We start from the raw sequence: 20,746 nt of genomic DNA, 5'->3' as shown, positions 1-20,746 counted from the left end.
TTATGAAAAGAAAACTACTTACTTTACTTATAGGCCTTAACAGTTTATTTGTTATTTCACAGACATTTCCAATAGATCCATCCTTTGAGTCGTATTTGATAGCAGAGGGCATTGACAGTAACCCATTTCCAGACAATGCCATTAGTTTCGATGATGCTTCCAAGGTCACCAATACTGTATTTAATTTAAATAATTTGGATATACAAACCTTATCGGGTATTGAAAATTTCATTTTTTTGGAGGAAGTACATATTAATGGGGGAAGTTTAAACCTCGTGCAACTGGATTTTAGTCAAAACAAACTACTGAAAGAAATTGACACCAATATTCCAAATCTTTCCTCTCTGGTAGTGAATGGTGCGGATGCTTTGGAAAGGATAAGGGTAGGCCCCACACAATTGACCTCTCTTGATGTTTCACAAAATCTGGAATTATCGTCTTTGAGCATATACGGTTCCCTATTGACCTCAATAGATGTTTCTGCAAATTCAAAGCTGAGTAGTTTTGTACTTGGTGATACTAACACCCTTACTTCGGATATCGAATTAAGCAGTAACGATAACCTCACAACTGTAGTGGTCCTAAATTCGAACTTAGAGGCACTTGACCTAATAAACAAACCCCTTTTAAGCTATGTAGATTTCAGTAATTCGACAATTTCTGATTTAACAATCGAAAACGCCCCCTCGCTCACTACGTTTGCTACTTTTACCAATAGCAATATGGCAAACCTAAGGATTGACAACACAGTATTGACCAGCCTTGATTTTTCTACGGTCAACAGTTTGGAAATATTGGATATTAGGAATTGTTTAGACCTGACAAACCTAGTGCTACCTCCCGCAAATTCCAATTTAAGGGATTTGACCATATATGCCAGTATTTTCAACGATAACGACCCTGCAACACAGTTCAATTATAACCTAAGCAATAGACCTAGTCTTGAGAAATTAGAAATATGGCAGTCGGGTATTACAAATTTAACTATAGAAAATTGTTCAGCTTTAAACGATCTGATCGTGGGTGAGCACATAGCTGGGATGACCGAATTACAAAATCTTGTAATAACAAATACGGCTATCACTGAATTTAATTTGGGCAACAATAATGCGGAATTACTAAATATTGAAATTGAAAACAACCCATCCTTAACGGAAATTACTACTTCTGGTAACGGATTAAGTACTGTGGAACGGCTCTCAGTAGTTGACAATGCCCTAACCCAGTTGAACATTAGCAATTTTTCGAACATAGAAACACTTAGTGTTCGCAACAATCCAAACCTTTCCTCCTTGGATTTAACCACAATAAATAATGGTTTACCCAATAGTCTCATTACATTCGAAGGGGAAAATACTGGAATTGAAACCTTGGATTTTTCTACTTCCCCCAATATCGAAATAATTCGGCTGGCCTATAATTCCGGTTTAGGTGGAGTTCCTTTAAACGAACTGAATTTAAAAAATGGAAATAACGCTGCCATTACAGAATTGAATACTGCTGGGCACTACCCAACACTATCATGTATACAAGTTGATGCAGCAACAGTAGGAACATCACCATCGGGTTGGTCCAAGGATTCCCAAACTGTATATAGTGAAGATTGTTCAACTTACCCCCCTGTTCTTGTTTCGTTTATATTGCCCAACGAGGTTAACTGGGAAGACTCGGGTACCCCTACCCCACGCCTGTTACTGGAAGGAACTGTAACAACGCCCACCAGTATAATTTTATTTACCAGCTCCTTTGCCGGTAACAATATAGCAGATCCGGCAACGGACTATGATCTTGACGGTGGTGCAAGTTTGGAAGTACAAATACCGGCCGGGATCTATGACACCTTTACTTCAATTCTTGTACCTGGCCTCAACATCTCAAGTGATAGCGAATTTGAGGGTAATGAAGTGGTTTTTTTGGAAGCATTTTCCAATTCTAGAGAATTGGTGAATGCCTCGGATGGCGCTTCCCTTGACCAAGGTTCCCTTATCTACTCCTATACCATTCTGGAAGACGATTATAGGATAAATGTTACTGCCGGTCCAAATATTGCCGAAAATGGATCCAACGGTAATTTTACCATATCCATTTTTGATGACAATGGTAACGGTGTAATTAACGAAAGTGGACGGGATATGGCAATTTCACTTCTGAACAATGGGGATGCTATTGAAGGTGTGGATTTTACAATTGATGGATCTTCAATAGATTCCTTCTTCATAGCTAATGGTCAGGGCTCTTCTATAATGACAGTGGAACCGATAGACGATAATTTATTTGAGGACGGAGAGTTTATAGACCTAGAAATTACCGAAGGTGAAGGGTATTATTTAGACCCCAACACAGGAGCACCATTTGCAGGAATTTCCATATTGGATAATGACAACCACATTTCCTTATCCTCTACCCAAATTGGATTGGAGGGAGGCGCGGATATCGGTTTTTCCATTTTATTAAGTGACGGGAATGGGAATCCTGCTGTGAACGATACGCCTTTCGATATTGAATTTGAAGTAGATTTTTTACCTGGTATAGGTACAGATGCAGCCGTGCTTGGGACTGATTTTATTGACGGCATCAAAAATAATGTCGACAAAACCCTTTATATCCAACCAGCCCAGGAATCCATAACCTTTGAGGTTGAAGTGATAAATGATACCGATCCTGAAAATCAAGAAAACTTTATCACTGCGATCACTACTACCAATCAGGGATTGGGATTAGTAATAGACAATGATCAAGCCACAGGTTTTATAAATGACAATGATGACAACCAACCACCCCCTCCCTTTGAAATAACACCTCTTTTGGAAGGGGGCCAAATGATTACCCCTACCGAATACAATTTTCAAGAGAACAGTTCGCAAGAATTAACGGTTCTCTTTGATATTAGCGATCCAAGTGCTACGGACCAAAATTTTGAAGGATACGACTTTCAAATTGTTTCAGGAAACGGCACTGCAATTGGGGGTGACCCACCTACTGATGGATCTGATTATTACGCAGTAAATGAGGTTGTAAACCTTACCTATGATTTTAGTGGTTTTCCTTTACTTACCCTTGGAATAAATAATGACAATACCATTGAAGACGCAGAGTATTATTACGTGGATATTTCGGAAAATGAAACTGGTGTTTTCCTAAAAGATTCAGATATCAATGGTGTTGTCCGCATTAGAGTTAATATAATAGATGATGATGGAACGGATATCGACAACGATGGCGTAATAGATTCTATAGACAATTGTCCCAACACTTCCAATACGGACCAGGCAAATTTAGATGGAGATGCTTTCGGCGATGTTTGCGATGAGGATATTGATGGTGATGGATACCTGAATACAAATGATGCATTCCCAATGGATCCCGCAGAATGGTCAGACACGGACCAAGATGGTGTAGGTGACAACTCGGACAACTGTGTTACTGTGGCAAACCCAAATCAAGAGGATGCTGACGCCAACGGAATTGGCGATGTCTGTGAAGGGAACAACGATTACGACAACGATGGTATTCCCAATGATGTGGACAACTGCCCCAACACTTCCAATTCGGATCAGGCAAATTTCGATGGAGATGCTTTTGGCGATGTTTGCGATGAGGATATTGATGGTGATGGCTACCCGAATACAAATGATGCATTCCCTATGGATGCCTCGGAATGGTCAGACACGGATCAAGATGGTGTAGGTGACAACTCGGATAATTGTGTTACTGTAGCAAACCCAAATCAGGAAGATGCTGATGCCAACGGAATTGGAGATGCCTGTGAAGGGAACAACGATTACGACAACGATGGTATTCCCAATGATGTGGACAACTGCCCCAACACTTCCAATTCGGATCAGGCAAATTTGGATAATGATAGTCTCGGGGATGTGTGCGACCCTGACATAGACGGCGATGGCATTGATAACGACCAAGATGTATTCCCTAGGGATAGCAGTGAATCTTCAGATAATGATAATGACGGAATTGGCGACAATGCAGATAGTGACGATGATAATGATGGGGTTCCGGATATTGATGATGACTGCCCGTACGTATCGGGAACCCCAGCAGAAAATGGCTGCCTTTATGAAATTACTTCCTTTGATCAGGAAGCCCTTCAAGTAATTGTCCAAAGTGAAACTTGTGAGGGTGAAGAAAACGGGAGTTTTGTAGTCACTATTGATAATGAGGATTACACATTTACAGTGAGCTTGAATGGAAATGTTGTTGGATCCGCTAATTATGATAATGCCTTTGAGCAAAATAATCTAGCGAGGGGAAGTTATCAAGTTTGCCTGACTGTTCCTGAACTTCCAGATTATGAGCAATGTTTTGGTATTGTAGTCTCCACTTATGAAAGACTTAGCGTAGATGCGAATGCCATAGATGCCACCAATTTAAAAGCAAGCTTTATTGTTCAGGGAAGCAAGAATTATGAAGCCCTGGTAAATGACAATATTTATCGTTTTCAATTTGAAAATACTTCAAATAAAATTCTGGAAATACCCATTAATAAAGGTCAAAACCTAGTTTCCATTACAGGGGGATCTGATTGTCAGGGTATTTTTGAAGACGTTATTATTATTGGAAACGTATCGATATTTCCCAATCCTGTAAAGGACATTCTTAATTTTAGTGGTTTTGAAAGGGATGGCAAGGCCCAAATAAATATTTTCACCCTATCAGGTAGTTTGGTCAAGACAATACATGAAGAAATCGAAAACGGAGATATTACGGTACAGCTGCCAGATTTACCCAAAGGAATCTATCTTTTTAAAGTTGTTTCGGGAATAGAAATTATAGAGTTTAAAATTATCAAAGAGTAGCGCTATGAAGAAGTCGAATATATTTTATCTTATGGCCCTTACATCGGTATTTCTTGCTTGTGAGGGCAAGTTTGAACCAAGTAACAGTATAGGCAAGGTTAGCTTACTGCTCCCCGAAAACAATAAACAATGTTTTGGAACAAAGTTGGAATCCAATAAGATTGCCGTAGAATTTGATTGGAATGATGTTGACCAGATTACAAGCTACAACATTAACTATACGGATGGAGTAACTGGGGAATCTAATTTACTTACCACTACTGATTCCTTTATTTCCATTGAATTGGAACCGGGTACCCTTTATACATGGAACGTAACCGTTACGGATGATTTTGGACATTCCGAAAAAAGTGAAGATTTCAGTTTTTACACGGAAGGTCTGGCAGATTCAAACCATGTGCCTTTTCCTGCAGATATTAGGTTACCAGAAAATGAAAATAATACTGTAAATGTTTCATGGGAAGGAGTTGATCTAGATAATGATATCGACTATTATCAAGTATATTTTTCCCAAGAAAACCCTCCTGCCCTGTTCCTGGACAATACCATTGAACAATCTTTCAATGCCAGTGTAGAAACGGGTGCAACCTATTATTTGAATATTGTTACATTTGATGAAAATGGAAATTATTCAGACTCCAAGGTTACTGTAACGTTTTGATGCCCCAGTATTGTCCTTCTTGTTGGAGAGGTTGCGATATATATTTTAATTAATTATTCCAATATTCATGAATGCTATGCATTTGGGCGATGCACAAAATAAACGGTACACGCACTTGAAATAATAAACTCTAACTTTTTATATTAGGTAAACAACTTTCGGGATCGATCCAACCTAAGGTCCTCAACAACTCCACATAAATTTTATCATCGGAATTTCGCTGTAAATTTATTCATTCAAGGTAAAAGTATCAATGGAATCAATCCAAGATCCGAAACAGATTGAAGCCGTTTTCAATTTCAATATTGGCCTATAACCATTTTTTTTCATGCGCTTTTCCCACAACCTACTGTAAGGTGCAACACCAACCAATTGAAACAATTGTTTCAAAAAAATTTGCTAAATCGATTTAGTATTTTGTATTATTGTATTCCCTAAACGACCTAAATAGCACCTACAGAATTAAAACAGTGCTCATAAAAGCTTTGCTTACAGACGTTCAGAAACATATAATGTTGCAAAAGAATTTTCACATCGGTCGGCAATAGTATTGTTGAACCCATACAACTACCAGGTGGGTGATTTCATCCTGCCTATAAACTAAGTTAAACTCAAATTACCCTACAAAAAGTATGAAAAAACCAATCTCTCTCCTATTACTTATCCCGTTACTCCTTACCACATCCATTGCTCAGGAAGTGGTGATCGACCATATAGACGAGCCAGCTGAGTGGGCAGATCCCTTAATTGGAACAGATTCCGATTACCGTTTATCCAATGGAAATGTCTATCCTGCAATCGCAATGCCATGGGGCATGAACTTTTGGACCCCTCAGACCGGTGAAATGGGCAACGGTTGGGCCTACACCTATGATGCTACCCAGATCCGTGGCTTTAAACAAACCCACCAACCCTCACCGTGGATGAACGATTATGGACAGTTTTCAATAATGCCGGTTACCGGCAAAATTAGGTTCCCGGAAGAGGAGCGTCAAAGTTGGTTTTCACACAAGACGGAAACTGCCAAGCCATACTATTATAGTGTTTATCTGGCAGACCACGACGTAACAACCGAAATAACCCCAACCGAAAGGGCGGCCCGGTTCCGTTTTACCTTTCCTGAATCTGATCAGGCTTCAATAGTAATCGATGCCCTAGACCGTGGGTCTTTTGTAAAAATTATTCCGGAAGAAAATAAGGTTATTGGCTACACTACCCGTAATAGCGGAGGGGTTCCTAATAATTTTAAAAATTACTTTATTATTCAATTCGACAAACCTTTTGAACTGAAAAAAACTTTCAGCGATGGCACACTTAGCAATACATTGGAAGTAAAATCCAATCATACCGGAGCAATTATTGGTTTTAAAACACAAAAGGGAGAACAGATCAATGCAAAGGTAGCCTCTTCCTTCATCAGCTTTGAGCAAGCAGCACTTAACCTGAACGAAATTGGCGATCATAATTTTGACTCACTGAAGGAAAAAGGCAAGAAGGTCTGGAATGACGAACTTGGCCGTATAAAGGTTGAGGGAGGTACACCCGCACAATTCAAAACCTTTTATTCCTGTCTCTATAGATCCTTATTGTTTCCGCGAAAATTTTATGAATACGACAAGCATGGCAACGTTGTACATTATAGCCCATATAATGGAGAGGTAAGAAGCGGATATATGTTTACCGATACAGGCTTCTGGGATACTTTTAGAGCATTATTTCCTTTCTTGAACCTAATGTATCCCGAACTGAACGCCAAAATACAGGCCGGTCTTTCCAATGCATATGATGAAAGTGGTTGGTTACCGGAATGGGCCAGTCCAGGATTAAGGAATATTATGGTAGGAAACAATTCAGCTTCCGTGGTTGCCGATGCCTACCTTAAATCTGATGGAAAATTCGATTACAATATCCAAAACCTTTATGACGCCTTGATTAATGGTGCCAATAACGAAGGCCCAATGACGGCAATTGGCCGTGCAGGAGCACCTTACTACAAAAAACTGGGGTACGTACCCTATGACGTGGGAATTAACGAAAACGCGGCACGTACACTAGAGTATGCCTACGACGATTTTGCCATATATCAATTGGCTAAAGCCCTAAAAAAACCTAAAAAGGAAATTAAAACCTATAAAGAGCGTAGTTTAAACTATAAAAAATTATTTGACCCCGAAACCAAATTGATGAGGGGGAAGAACCAAGATGGAGAATTTATGAAACCCTTTAATCCATTCAAATGGGGCGATGCCTTTACCGAAGGAAACAGTTGGCATTATAGTTGGTCCGTGTTCCATGACATCCAAGGCTTAATAAACCTTATGGGCGGCGAAAGCGACTTTATTGGCCAACTGGATAAAGTTTTCTCCCTTCCCCCAATATTCGATGATAGCTATTACGGTGGAGTAATCCACGAGATTCGCGAAATGCAAATAGCCAACATGGGCCAATATGCCCACGGGAACCAGCCCATTCAACATATGATATACCTTTATAACTATGCCGGTCAACCCTGGAAAGCGCAAAAATGGGTTAGGGAGACTATGGACAAGATGTACCTTCCATCCCCGGATGGTTATTGCGGTGATGAAGATAACGGACAAACCTCGGCCTGGTATGTTTTCTCGGCATTGGGTTTTTACCCGGTAACACCTACCACCGACCAATATGTATTGGGTGCTCCACTGTTTAAAAAGACTACCATTTACCTTCAGAATGGAAAGGAATTTATTATTCACGCACCAAAAAACAGTAAGGACAATAAATACATCAAACATATAAAGCTCAATAACAAGGAATACAACAAAAATTACCTCCTTCATTCCATGGTTATGGAAGGTGCCATTTTGGATATCGAGATGGACAGCACCCCCAATAAACAGCGCGGAACTACCAAAGATGCCTACCCCTACTCCTTATCGAACGAATAAAAAATTTCTACAAACTGTAATCAAATGATCAAGTCCGTAAAAAATAGGCCTTATGCAATTTTAGGGATATGCGCAGTTACATTAAGTTCATTTTCCTAAAAGAACACGACCGTTACAGTTCCTTTTGAAACCAATTACGTACAATATGTAGACCCTATGATAGGTATGGCCAAAATGGGCCATACCTACCCTGGGCCACCGTGCCTTATGGCAGTGTACAATAAAGTCCGGATGTATATAAATACTGTGCCGGTTGTCAATACGGGGACAGGACAATTGTTGGTTTTAGTAATATCCATTTTAGCGGAACTGGGCATTCGGACCTGGTAATTTCTTGATCATGCCCACAACTGGACCCCTAAAATTAAATCCTGGGACCGCTGCCGACTCTGAAAGCGGATACCGTTCACGGTTCCCACTTCACAGTGAAATAGCCGAAGCCGTTTATTACAGCGTTGTGCAGGACGATTACCAGATCCAAGCCGAACTAATGGCAACCGGGTGGGAATTCACCATTACACCTTCCTAAATTCCGCTACGGTCCTTTAAAGGCATTGAACTTTCCCTGTATTCTATATCACAATCCAAGGTATGTATCTTAAAATCCGTTTCAGCATCCACTTGTGGCGACTCAATTTTATCTACGATCATCTCCATCAAAAGCTCCCCAAATTTCTTTAAAGGTTGTGAAATGGCAGAAATTGAAGGAGAAAACAATTTAAAAAGAATACTGTCATCAAAAGTAAAAAAGCCTTTGGAATTTAAATAGGACGGAAATTCTTCCTTCATAAGTTCCAAAGCACTTACGGCCAAATAGTTGGTGCCAAAAAACATAGCATCAAAATCATTGGTTTTTTTCATTAGTTGCATTAATATGTCCTTTTGCGCAAGACTATTTTTCACATTGGTCGGAATTTCCACGATTATCGGTTCCAACCCATGTTCCTCCAATGCCAGGCAATAGCCTTTCTTGCGGGCCATCATTTGTGTCTGCAAAGAATCTATGGTTAAGAAGATAATTTTGGTAAACCCATTTGTAATTAGATGTTTTGTTGCCGCATAGGTTGCCTGTTTATTTGCCGCAAGAACAGCACTTACCTTAAGGGCAGGAAAATATCGATCAAACAAAACAACTGGTACCCCTTCTTGGTCCATTGCCCTGATCTCCTTTTCAACACCCGGAGACGGAACAATAATATATCCATCCACCTGCCTGTCCCTGAATAGCTTTAAAAGAGCTCTGGATTTTTTATCATCGTTGTCATTACTACAGAACAACACCCTATACCCCTTTTTATAGGCAACATCTTCAATTATCCTAGCCAGCTTGGAATAGATATCCTCGACCATGACAACCAATACCCTACTTTTTCCCGTCCTTAAACTTCTTGCGATGGAATGTGGTTGGTACCCTACCTTTTCCACATATTCCAATACCCTTTTGGTTAGTGCCTCACTAATCCGTTTTTCCTTGGCTTTTCCATTAAGAATAAAAGATATGGTTGTTCTGGATACCTTTAATTCTTGTGCGATATCTTTTATGGAATAACGTTTTTTCTTCATATTGTTGATTCTTGGCCCACTTTTAGGTGATACTGGATAATGGTTACTAGTTATTTCCTATTCTTTGGATTCCATACCATCTCCCTGAAAACCCGCCCGAATCTTTATATAGGCGATGCGCATCTGGGATTCTACTGTCTTTATTGAAATACCCAGTTCATTTGCAATTTCCACGTAAGATAATCCCTGAACCTTATGAAGCAATAAAACTTGTTTACATCTTTCTGGAAGTTCATCGATCAACTTCCAAAGTTGGAAATGTCTTTTGGACCGAAACTCGTCATCTTCAGCAATATTTTTAATCATACTTACATACTTCAGTTCCTCCAAGGCCGAAACATGACGTTTTTCCTTTTTTATCCGATTTAGAAATCTGCGATAACCCATGGTAAATAAAAATGCCCTAAGACTGGAACCTCCACGCAATGAAGAGCGCTTTTCCCAAAGTGTAATAAAGCAACCTTGGGCAATATCCTCCACAATGGCCCTATCAAAAAGTCCCATAGTCAGCAAAAAGGAACAAAGGGCCTCATAATGCTCTTGAAAAACCTGTTTAAAGGCATCATGGTCTCCATCCCGTAATTTATCCACCAATTCCACCTTAGCCATGAATAAATGGGATTATATCAAAAAAAATAATAATGGCAAATATCATTATAATCGATTGTTAATTAAATATTTGAATAATCGCTGACCTATAAAATCGCGAACAAGTTAATCGATTTAGCAAAAAAATATACTATATGGTTAAGGGTTTTTTAAATTTATGTTGTTTTATGAATAAGAAAGGTTAAGAAATGGAAAAATTAAGGGAACTCATTGGGAAATATTTTTCTGGGAGCATTACTAAAAGTGAGCTTAGGGAATTGGAATCGCTAATAAAAAATGATGCCAACAGGAAGGAATTTGAAGAATTTGCCAAAGACCAATATCTGCTAAACCGTGAGCTACCCTCCTTTGATGTGGAAGGTAGTTTTGCCAACATTCAGGAAAAACTGGCCAAACCCAAAAATAGTAAATACCATGTATTCTTAAAAGCAGCTGCCGCCATTTTGCTGCTAATTGGTTTATCCAGTGTATTAAAAGTGTTCTACAATGGCAACTCCTCCACTAACTTGGTAATTCCAGAAAATGCCATTACTATTCAATTGGAAGATGGCACTGTAAAAATACTTTCTGAAACCGAATCCGAAGTAATCACCAATGACAAAGGACAAGTAATTGCCAAAAAGGACCATGGAGTTATTAACTATAGAAAATTTAATGATAAGATTGTCGACCTCAACGAACAATCTGTTATATATAACGAGATTTCCGTGCCCTTGGGGAAAAAGTTTAAACTCATTCTTGAAGACGGGACCTTTGTAACTATAAACTCTGGAAGTAAGATTCGTTACCCCATAGCCTTTGCCGTTAACGCCCCAAGAGAGGTTTTTCTAGATGGAGAGGCCTTTTTTGAGGTGACAAAAGATTCCGAAAGACCATTTCAGGTTTATCAAAGAGGCTTGAAGGTCGAGGTGCTGGGTACCCGTTTCAATGTAAACGGATATGCAGAAAATAGCACGGTGAATACAGTTCTCATTGAGGGTTCCGTAGGACTTTCCAATGATAAAACTTCAACTTCAAACACGAAAATGCGTATCATAAAACCAGGTGAAATGGGGCTTTTTAACAATAAGTCTTCGGAAATCGATGTACAAAAGGTAGATGTAGAGGAATTTGTTGCCTGGATAGACAACAGACTTGTCTTCAAGGTAAGGCCGTTCGAAAATATACTTAAGGTGCTGGAAAGGCATTTCGATGTAAAAATCAACAATGAATATAAACAACTGAATGACAAACAATTCTTCGCCAAATTTGATAACGAGACCATTGAAGAAATATTCCGATCCTTTCAAGAAAGTCAAGCGTTTGAATACAAGGTGGAGGGTAGGGAAATTACCATTTATGAACCTCTAAAAACCAAATAAAAATGTAATAGAAAAAAACCTTTAAAAAACTAAACAACTCATTACTACAAAAATAAAATCGGGAAATGCTGCAAACATTCCCCGATTATGAAAGTAATGATCGCTCAAATCATTAACTAATTATTAAGCTAAAGTATGAAAATCCTAATTAATTGGAATCGTACAGATTCCTTTTTACCCAAAAACATCCCTCTTATGATCAAATTTTTGTTTTTGGTACTCACCAACGTTTGGCAGATACCAGCTGCAAACCCCAGTGCGGAAACCAATTTTACATTAACGGTCCAAGATGCCGAAATAATGACGGTACTTGGAAAGATCGAAACTATGAGTGAATATAAGTTTCTTGGCGATTATGACCTTATAGAAAACTTTCCGAGAATAACCGTAAATATTAAGGACAAGAATATCCATGAAGTGTTATCGCTCTTATTTGATCATACAGATATTGCATATACCATTTTAAAAAATCAGATTATTTTAAAAAAAGGTCCGAGGACCAATCAACTGAGCCCTTCTTCCTATCTACAAAACCCAATAGTAACGGGATCTGTAACCGATGCCGAAACAGGTATCCCAATTCCAGGGGTCAATATTCTGGAAAAAGGCACTCTAAATGGTGTAGCTACGGATTTTGACGGTAATTATAGTATTGAAGTTTCAAACGATGCGGTTTTGGTCTTCAGTTATCTAGGGTACTCGACCTTAGAAATACCTGTAGAGGGAAAAACAACCCTCATTGTGAAGCTAACGGAAGCCGCCAGTAGTTTGGACGGAGTTGTGGTTGTTGGGTACGGGACACAAAAAAAAATTAGTTTGGTAGGGGCCCAATCAACTGTTAAGCCCAAAGAAATTGAACAACCTGTTGCCAACCTAAGTACGTCTCTGGCGGGTAGAGTAGCTGGTTTAACAGGGGTTCAACGCTCGGGATTGCCAGGATACGATGGGGCCGATATTTGGATTCGTGGAATCTCAACTTTTGGCAATGCCTCCCCTCTTATACTGGTAGATGGGGTACAAAGGAGTCTTGACAATATCGACCCACGGGACATAGATTCCTTTACTGTATTAAAAGACGCCTCTGCTACAGCCATCTATGGGGTAAGAGGTGCCAATGGGGTTATCCTTATCGAAACAAAAAAAGGCATACAGGGCAAACCTTCCGTCTCGGTAGACTACTACGAAGGTGTAACCCAATTTACCAAAATGCCCAACTTGGCAGATGGGGTCACCTATATGCAGTTGGCCAACGAAGCCTTGGTAACCAGGGGCAATGTGGCCCGATTTTCAGATGAAACAATACAACGGACCGCCTCCAACATCAATCCATTATTGTACCCCGATGTTGATTGGTTCGATACTGTTTTTAACGACTTCGGAAAAAACCGTAGAATCTCTTCCAATGTTAGTGGCGGGGTAGAAAATTCCCAATACTATGTATCCATAGGCTATTATGATGAAACTGGCCTATTTGTTACGGATGGTTTGGAAAGTTACGATTCGGATACCCGATATAAACGATATAATTTCACTTCAAACCTTACGGTAGACATTACCCCTTCCACCAAAATGCTCCTAGGCCTACAAGGATATCTCTCCGAGGGAAATTATCCCGCCGAGGATGCTTCAAGCATCTTCACCCAGGCAATGTTAGTGCCTCCTGTGGAATACCCTGTACTTTACCCTGGTGGTTTTGTTCCTGGGCGTAGTTCCAATGGCGACCTACGGAATCCCTATGCCGATGTCGCTTTAAGGGGACTTAGGACCGATACTCGTAACCAGCTGTATTCCAATTTAAGGCTAACTCAAAATTTGGACGTATTAACGGAAGGATTGTCCATAACCGGTATGTTTTCCTTTGACGCCTATAACAGAAACAATATTAAAAGATCCAAAAGAGAGAATACCTATTATGTAGATCCTAACTTTCCCTATACACAGGATGGGGAACTCTTACTAACTGAGACCTACACCGGATCGGGCAATTATTTAGGTTTTGAAAGACCCATAATTGACAACAGGCCTACCAATGGAAATACACGGAGGTTTTATTTGGAAGCCGCATTGAATTACAACCGCAGTTTTGACGAACATGCCGTTACCGGTTTATTGTTGTTCAACAGAACGGATTATACTGATGGTTTTGCGACCGACTTTACCTCCTCCATACCATATCGTAACCAAGGATTTGCAGGACGGGCAACCTACTCCTATGACAATAGGTATTTTGCCGAGTTCAATGCTGGTTACAATGGGTCGGAAAACTTTTCCCCCAATAATCGATATGGTTTTTTCCCTTCAATAGCTGCTGGTTGGGTCATTTCCAATGAAGACTTTTTTGAACCTCTTAGCAACACTATCGATTATTTAAAAATAAGGTATTCAGATGGTTTGGTAGGCTCGGACTCAGGGGCTGGCCGCTTTGCTTATTTGAGCCGGGTAGAAAACGGCCAAGATGGCTATAACTTTGGCGAAAGTATTAGATATGTAGGCGGTATAGCTGAAACCTATCAAGGAGTGGATGTTACTTGGGCAGAATCCAGAAAACAGGATCTAGGTCTGGAAGTCACTGCTCTTGACAACAGCCTACGACTAATCTTTGATGTATTTAAAGAACATACCGAAGGGGCCTTCCTATCTAGAAGTGATGTCCCCAATTACATAGGTTTGGTTTCCGATCCTTCTGGAAACCTAGGGATAGTGGACAATAAGGGTTTTGATGGAACTTTGGAATACAATAAAACTTTTAATGATCTCTACCTAGGGTTCAGGGGCACCTTCTCTTACAACAAAAATAAAATTATAGAGAATGGCCAGCCAGAACAACCATATTCTTGGTTGGATCGTAGGTCCAGCGGCCTCCTATCCCGATGGGGATATGTGGCAGAAGGGCTATATTCACTCACAGATGACACCAATGAAGATGGGTTCATTACGCCGGAAGATGGGGATTACCCAACCCAATTCGGTCAGATCATGCCTGGGGATATCCGCTATAAAGACCTCAACAACGATGGTAAAATAGACGCTTATGACCAAAGACGGATTGGTGATGGCGATGTACCATTCTTTACCTATGGTTTTGGCATAAGCAGTAAGTATAAGGGTTTCGACTTAAGCTTGTTCTTCCAAGGACAGAGTCAGGCCGACATTATGTTGTCCGGAACCGGTATCATGCCGTTTAATGGCGATGGGGGCCGTGGAAACCTTTTTAGTGTTGCTACCGATAGATGGACAGTGGAAAATAATGACACCAATGCCATGTATCCACGTCTATCCTATGGATCTTCGGGAGTGGGTCAAAACAACAATACCCAACCCAGTTCATGGTGGATTCGTGATATAGATTTTCTACGGTTAAAAACAGCTGAACTTGGATATACCTTGCCAGGAACCATCAGCGATAAGGTAAAGGTGAAAAATATTCGCCTTTACCTAAGGGGGACCAATCTTTTTACGATCAGCAAATTTGACCTGTGGGATCCAGAGCTATTAACGAGCAATGGTGGCGCCTACCCCAATATTTCTGTAGGTTCTTTAGGAATGTCCGTTCAATTTTAAACAACATAGCCATGCATATAAACAACATAAGAATTTTAGATAGAATTCCGTTAACAAACCTTTTTCTTTTAATTAGCGTGCTAATTGTTTTAGGTGGATGTAACGATGACTTTTTGGACCAGGTCCCCGACGACCGATTAACATTTGATGAGACCTTTTCCAAAGAAAATACGGTAGAGGAATATCTGGCCAATATTTACAACAGGATCCCACAGGAAACCAATCAGCGTTTCGTTACAAATGGTAATTCCGGACCCTGGACAGCTGCCTCTGACGAGGCCGAATACACCTGGTCCTTTGTTTGGAGCAACAATATGAATATAGGAACATGGGACGCCACAACCTCCGAGGTAAGTTCGTTATGGTCTAACTTTTACCGCGGTATCCGTGCAGCTTCTACCTTTATACAAAGTATAGATCAATGCGAAGACTGTTCTGACCAACGTATTCTCCAATACACTGCAGAGGCAAGGACTTTGCGCGCCTACTTCTATTATAATCTGATAAGGACATGGGGACCCGTTATTTTAATGGGCGAAGAACCAATAGATCCTGACGCGGATCTAAGCGGACTCCAAAGAGCCACCATGGACGAAAGTGTTGCCTATATCGTTGCCGAACTTGATAAAGCTGCCAGTACATTGTCCGGGCTGGAATTTAGAGGGGCCAATGCCGGAAGGATGTCTCGTCCGTTTGCCCTTGCTATCAAGGAAAAGGTGCTGCTTTTAGCGGCCAGCCCTTTGTTTAATGGCAACACCGATTATGCCGATTTAATGAACTCCGAAGGCACTCATCTCATTAATCAAACTACAGATAATGATAAATGGAAGCTAGCTGCCGATGCAGCCAAAGCATTTATTGAGGAGTTTGTGCCAACCGAATTTAGTCTCTATACCGAAAATAATGAAAATGGGGTTTTTGATCCTTATCTATCCACACGTAATGTAATGTTGAAAGATTGGAACAGCGAAATAATTTACGCTAGAACCCGAGCGAGCAATTATAGACAGTATGAAATGACCCCTTACCACAACGGTTATGCCAGTGAAATAAAAGGAGGTGGTGCCTTGGGTGCAACCCAAGAAATGGTAGACTCCTATTTCATGGCCAATGGAAGATCTATTGAAGATCCTACTTCCGGTTATCAGGATACAGGTTTTTCCAATTATAAAGCTCCATATGACTTTCAAGAACGGGAAACCTTTAATCAATGGGTCAATCGGGAACCTCGATTTTATACTGGTATCACTTACAACAATAGCTTATGGATGGTACGTAATTACGGGGATGCCATCACAGAAACCTGGTACGGGGGCAACTCCGGCAAGGAAGTTGGTGGCAACGATTATTCTACCACAGGCTATATAGTGAGAAAGGATATGGTGGTTGACACCTGGTCCAATTCCAACAGAAGTTTTAGCATGATCAGATTGGCCGAGATATACCTAGACTACGTTGAGGCCCTTAACGAATACGACCCTGGAAATGCCGACATTTTAATTTATCTGAATGCCATTAGAACTAGGGCCGGAATCCCCGGATACGGCACTATGGGCTTAGATGTCCCTGCTGATCAGGCATCCATGCGCGAGGCCATCCACAAGGAAAGAAAGGTTGAGCTTGCCTTTGAAAATGTTAGGTATTTTGATATCAGAAGATGGAAAGTGGCCCAAGATATCCTCAATGGCGAAATTCATGGTTTGGACATTAATACTACCGATGAATCGGAGTTTTACAATGTGGTTCCTTTTGAAACACGTGTCTTTACCAATAAACACTATCTGTGGCCCATACCACAGGATGAGATCAATACCAATACCGATTTGATCCAAAATACCGGATGGTAGTTAGTTAGTTTTTGCTTTTATTAAGTTGATCGGGTTTCCTGTTTGTTCGGGAAATCCGATTTACCAAAAACATTGCAAAATTAGTTTCACCAATAATAAAAAAAATGAAAATAAATACCATTGCCATACAGCTTTATATTTTGGCCATGTTCGTAACAGGGGTATCTGCACAAGAGATTCAAAATTTTAAGAGACATGGAGTAGAAATTCAATTCCACAATGAAGACCCTAGCATTGACAAGGCAATTGTGAAAAAATTTGTCTCGACTATTTTTAAAACCTATCCCAAGTTGATGAAGCGTTTTAATAAAAATGCGCGCACTGATCTAAAAGTAAAGATCGACACCTCTTACAATGGAGTGGCCTATGCACAAAATGGTGCTATAACCATAAGTTCCAAATGGATACATCAACATCCTACGGACATAGATTTGATAACCCATGAAGGGATGCACATTATCCAGGCATATCCCAATGGTTCCGGACCTGGATGGCTTACAGAAGGTATAGCAGATTACGTGCGCCATGTGTATGGCGTTGACAATCTGCGTGCCAATTGGTATCTAACCCAATACAAGGATGGGCAGCACTATACCAATAGTTACAGGATTACCGCAAACTTTTTGGTATGGACTACGGCTAATTTTGACAAAGAACTTGTTAAAAAATTAGACTATCACCTCCGGGAAAAGACATATACACCAGGTTTATGGAAAAAATATACCGGTAAAACCCTGGATCAACTTTGGAAATTGTACGAAGTGAACCCTTCCATGTCTTAAATAACAAAATGATATCATGATAGTAAAAAAACAGCACATACTTTTTATTGTTTTATTGGCAATTTTTGTACTCCCTATATCAGGATGTTCTTCCAGTGAATCAAAAAAAGATAAAGAGGCATTCCATCAGGAAGAGGAGGATACTAGCGAAGGGGACCCCTTTGCCGCACCGGAAAAATGGCAGGAACACTGGTTTGAACACAAACAGTTGGTCCATCTAGTATATTCGGATGAACATTTGGCACTTTATTTTGACAAGGATGTTGACCAGTCAATCCAATGGCCCAAGGCCTATTTGGGAAAAGTCTGGAAGTACATAAAAAGTGTATATGGGGAATTTGGGGAAGACCCTAAGCTCTATGCCATATTACATACTGGAAAATATTCTGGAGGACATCCTTCCCCCTATATGGATGCAAGCCATGATTTCAGAAATGTGGTAGATTGCGGCCCCTATACCTGGTTGGAACCCAGTCCGGAAGAGGGACTTAGCATGATGATCCATGAAATTGGACATATTGTAGAAGGAGCGGCAAACGGTATTAAGGAAAATCCTGCTTGGGACATTTGGAAAGATAGCAAGTGGGCAGAAATCTTTATCTATGATGTCTATAGGAACACAGGACAGGAAGAATATGCCGAATATACCTTCAATAATCTAATGGAACAGGTAGATGATTATCCAAGGCCTGGTACTCAATGGTTCAAGGATTGGTTTTACCCAATATACACTGAATATGGAGGAAATAAGGTGTTAAACCGCTTTTACGAACTTCTGGCTCTTCACTTCCCCAAAAATGCCGAAGGAAATCGCTATACAAGGCGAATGAACATGGGAGAATTCGTTCATTTCTGGAGCGGTGCAGCCGCCGCGGATTTACAACCCCTGGCCGAAAATGCCTTTGGGTGGCCGGAGGAATGGAACACCCAATTAAAAGAAGCAAAATCCACTTTTTATAATATTAATTATTAAAACGAAATTAAGATGAAAAATAAATTATTAACCATATATCTGGCCAGCCTTGTGGCTTGCCTTTATTCATGCAATACAGACGACGTTCTCTCCGATATTGAAGGACTCCCTGTGTCCGTTATAAACGATGACCCAGACGGTGCCCCAGATCGGATTTTGGCACAGACCTGGAATAATCGTAATGATACCCTATATAGACAATACTATGACGATTACGTTGCCGTATATTATGACAATAAGATAGAGCGGCCCTTGGAATGGCCTTACAGTTTTCTGAACAACCTTTGGGAATTTACCAATGACACCTACGGAAAACTAGGAAACCAACGTTTATATGGAGTGTTCCATACAGAGGGAACACCTTTCAACACTACCTATTTTAACGAGGAGCATGGCGGTAGAAATATTATAGACATTCCATTAAACGGCAGTGAAATGACCTCAGACAACACGGACACCATCATTTTGGAAGCCAGTCAAATTGTGGAATCGGCCACCAATAATACTTACGGCTCTCCGGCATCCAACCTTTGGGGCGACCAATGGAGCCAATCATATTTATATGATGTATACTCCAATCTAGGAATGACCGAGGACAGCCTAAGAGTGTACGAAAAAAACATTTCCACCATAGTGGACTACCCCAGTCCCGGTTCCAACTGGTTTAAGGATTGGTTCCTTCCAATATACAAGGATCATGGTGGTAGCGCCGCATTAAGCCGTTTTTTTAAAACTAGCAGTGAGCGATTTCCAAAGCTGGACGGCTCCTATACCACCCAAATGAACATGGGCGAATTTGTACATTTTTATAGTGGCTCGGTAGGTTCTGATCTGCAACCCTTAGCTGAAAGTGCTTTTGGATGGACAGAGGAATGGGCCACGGAACTTATCCAGGCGAAAATGGACTATCCGGACATGCCGTATGAATTTGACCCCGTAACGGAAATTGTCGACATTACCGAGGAGGGTGCAGCCTTAATTACCGTAAACTATGAAAACCCGGGAGGTCCGGACGCTGGTGAAGGCTCAAAGAAACTAATAGACATGGATACTTCTTCCAAATACCTAACATTTAATTATGCGGCCGATTTGTTCTTACAGCAAATTTTTGGTGGAGAAGCCCAGATAGTCAATAGATACACATTGACCTCTGCAAACGATGCCCCTTCAAGAGACCCTAAAACATGGCAATTATTAGGATCAAATAACGGTAGCGACTGGACCGTTCTGGATAGCCGGACCAATCAATCCTTTGCCTCTAGAGGACAAACTGTTGAATTCTCCTTTGGAAACGAAACGGCCTATACTTTTTACAAATTGCTTATTACGGAGAATAATGGTGACGGCCTCTTCCAACTTGCAGAATGGCGTTTAAAAGTCTTGCGTTTAATTGAACCATAACCGGATATTAAGAAAAAATTTGTTCGTTGTACGTTCAATCTACCATGCATAATGCATGGGTATAACAAAAATGGATGGTCTTTATTATTAGGAACATCCATTTTTGTTACTTAAAATATTAATCAACGTGAGTTCGATATAAGGACTATCCAATTCTTTGAAGGTTGTCTATATTGATGTTTGGTTTTGTTGGGTAAAAGGCATATGCAATGAGTCCGGAAACCATATTTGTGATGAAGTTTCCAAA

11 protein-coding genes and 2 pseudogenes are annotated in these 20,746 nt (G+C 40.4%); 10 read left to right on the top strand and 3 right to left on the bottom strand.

What is annotated here, in order from left to right; all coding sequences use genetic code 11:
- Window positions 1-2: 2 nt before the first annotated feature.
- The 4 genes and pseudogenes from QSE00_RS21515 to QSE00_RS21500 all read left to right on the top strand — a co-directional run.
- The gene (locus QSE00_RS21515) at window positions 3-4,814 is read left to right on the top strand and encodes a thrombospondin type 3 repeat-containing protein (RefSeq protein ID WP_286107462.1); all 4,812 of its coding nucleotides are present in this window, start codon (window positions 3-5) and stop codon (window positions 4,812-4,814) included.
- 4 nt (window positions 4,815-4,818) lie between these two features.
- A complete protein-coding gene (locus QSE00_RS21510; protein WP_110355675.1) occupies window positions 4,819-5,475 on the top strand; it encodes a fibronectin type III domain-containing protein in 657 nt (218 codons plus the stop codon).
- Between the two features lie 632 nt (window positions 5,476-6,107).
- Entirely contained in the window at window positions 6,108-8,402 is a 2,295-nt protein-coding gene (locus QSE00_RS21505; RefSeq protein ID WP_286107461.1) for a GH92 family glycosyl hydrolase, read from the top strand.
- A gap of 156 nt (window positions 8,403-8,558) precedes the next feature.
- Window positions 8,559-8,936 (top strand): annotated as a pseudogene (locus QSE00_RS21500) (glycoside hydrolase family 92 protein); the annotation flags it as partial.
- Here the strand turns inward: QSE00_RS21500 and QSE00_RS21495 are convergent.
- Together QSE00_RS21495 and QSE00_RS21490 are read right to left on the bottom strand one after the other, a co-directional pair.
- Window positions 8,928-9,965: a LacI family DNA-binding transcriptional regulator gene (locus QSE00_RS21495; RefSeq protein WP_286107460.1), complete on the bottom strand. Its 1,038-nt coding sequence runs from the start codon at window positions 9,963-9,965 to the stop codon at window positions 8,928-8,930. The pseudogene QSE00_RS21500 and the gene QSE00_RS21495 sit on opposite strands and share 9 nt — an antisense overlap.
- A gap of 57 nt (window positions 9,966-10,022) precedes the next feature.
- Entirely contained in the window at window positions 10,023-10,574 is a 552-nt protein-coding gene (locus QSE00_RS21490; protein WP_110355672.1) for an RNA polymerase sigma factor, read from the bottom strand.
- Window positions 10,575-10,762: 188 nt separating this feature from the next.
- Between QSE00_RS21490 and QSE00_RS21485 the strand changes: the two genes are divergently transcribed.
- The 6 genes from QSE00_RS21485 (at window position 10,763) to QSE00_RS21460 (ending at window position 20,499) form a co-directional block, all read left to right on the top strand.
- Window positions 10,763-11,935, top strand: coding sequence for a FecR family protein (locus tag QSE00_RS21485; RefSeq protein WP_286107459.1), 1,173 nt, complete (start codon window positions 10,763-10,765; stop codon window positions 11,933-11,935).
- 195 nt (window positions 11,936-12,130) lie between these two features.
- Window positions 12,131-15,496 carry a TonB-dependent receptor gene (locus QSE00_RS21480; RefSeq protein WP_286107458.1) on the top strand — a complete coding sequence of 1,122 codons (3,366 nt, stop codon included), beginning with the start codon at window positions 12,131-12,133 and terminating at the stop codon, window positions 15,494-15,496.
- An 11-nt stretch (window positions 15,497-15,507) separates the two neighbouring features.
- Window positions 15,508-17,343 (top strand): RagB/SusD family nutrient uptake outer membrane protein, encoded by a 1,836-nt coding sequence (locus QSE00_RS21475; protein WP_286107457.1) that lies wholly within the window; start codon window positions 15,508-15,510, stop codon window positions 17,341-17,343.
- A gap of 104 nt (window positions 17,344-17,447) precedes the next feature.
- Window positions 17,448-18,125: a basic secretory protein-like protein gene (locus QSE00_RS21470; RefSeq protein ID WP_286107456.1), complete on the top strand. Its 678-nt coding sequence runs from the start codon at window positions 17,448-17,450 to the stop codon at window positions 18,123-18,125.
- 16 nt (window positions 18,126-18,141) lie between these two features.
- The gene (locus QSE00_RS21465) at window positions 18,142-19,098 is read left to right on the top strand and encodes a hypothetical protein (protein ID WP_110355669.1); all 957 of its coding nucleotides are present in this window, start codon (window positions 18,142-18,144) and stop codon (window positions 19,096-19,098) included.
- 12 nt (window positions 19,099-19,110) lie between these two features.
- Window positions 19,111-20,499 (top strand): discoidin domain-containing protein, encoded by a 1,389-nt coding sequence (locus tag QSE00_RS21460; protein WP_286107455.1) that lies wholly within the window; start codon window positions 19,111-19,113, stop codon window positions 20,497-20,499.
- Window positions 20,500-20,644: 145 nt separating this feature from the next.
- Here the strand turns inward: QSE00_RS21460 and QSE00_RS25390 are convergent.
- Window positions 20,645-20,746 (bottom strand): annotated as a pseudogene (locus QSE00_RS25390) (IS982 family transposase); the annotation flags it as partial.

The organism is Arenibacter flavimaris (assembly GCF_030291335.1).
In the GTDB taxonomy this organism is placed as follows: domain Bacteria; phylum Bacteroidota; class Bacteroidia; order Flavobacteriales; family Flavobacteriaceae; genus Arenibacter.
The sequence above is the reverse complement of the archived record's forward strand: the minus strand, read 5'-3'. Positions and strand labels throughout refer to the sequence as shown.

Coding starts and splice junctions, on each gene's coding strand:
- QSE00_RS21515 (WP_286107462.1), top strand. CDS start 3: ATGAAAAGAAAACTACTTACTTTACTTATAGGCCTTAACAGTTTATTT.
- QSE00_RS21510 (WP_110355675.1), top strand. CDS start 4,819: ATGAAGAAGTCGAATATATTTTATCTTATGGCCCTTACATCGGTATTT.
- QSE00_RS21505 (WP_286107461.1), top strand. CDS start 6,108: ATGAAAAAACCAATCTCTCTCCTATTACTTATCCCGTTACTCCTTACC.
- QSE00_RS21495 (WP_286107460.1), bottom strand. CDS start 9,965: ATGAAGAAAAAACGTTATTCCATAAAAGATATCGCACAAGAATTAAAG.
- QSE00_RS21490 (WP_110355672.1), bottom strand. CDS start 10,574: ATGGCTAAGGTGGAATTGGTGGATAAATTACGGGATGGAGACCATGAT.
- QSE00_RS21485 (WP_286107459.1), top strand. CDS start 10,763: ATGGAAAAATTAAGGGAACTCATTGGGAAATATTTTTCTGGGAGCATT.
- QSE00_RS21480 (WP_286107458.1), top strand. CDS start 12,131: ATGATCAAATTTTTGTTTTTGGTACTCACCAACGTTTGGCAGATACCA.
- QSE00_RS21475 (WP_286107457.1), top strand. CDS start 15,508: ATGCATATAAACAACATAAGAATTTTAGATAGAATTCCGTTAACAAAC.
- QSE00_RS21470 (WP_286107456.1), top strand. CDS start 17,448: ATGAAAATAAATACCATTGCCATACAGCTTTATATTTTGGCCATGTTC.
- QSE00_RS21465 (WP_110355669.1), top strand. CDS start 18,142: ATGATAGTAAAAAAACAGCACATACTTTTTATTGTTTTATTGGCAATT.
- QSE00_RS21460 (WP_286107455.1), top strand. CDS start 19,111: ATGAAAAATAAATTATTAACCATATATCTGGCCAGCCTTGTGGCTTGC.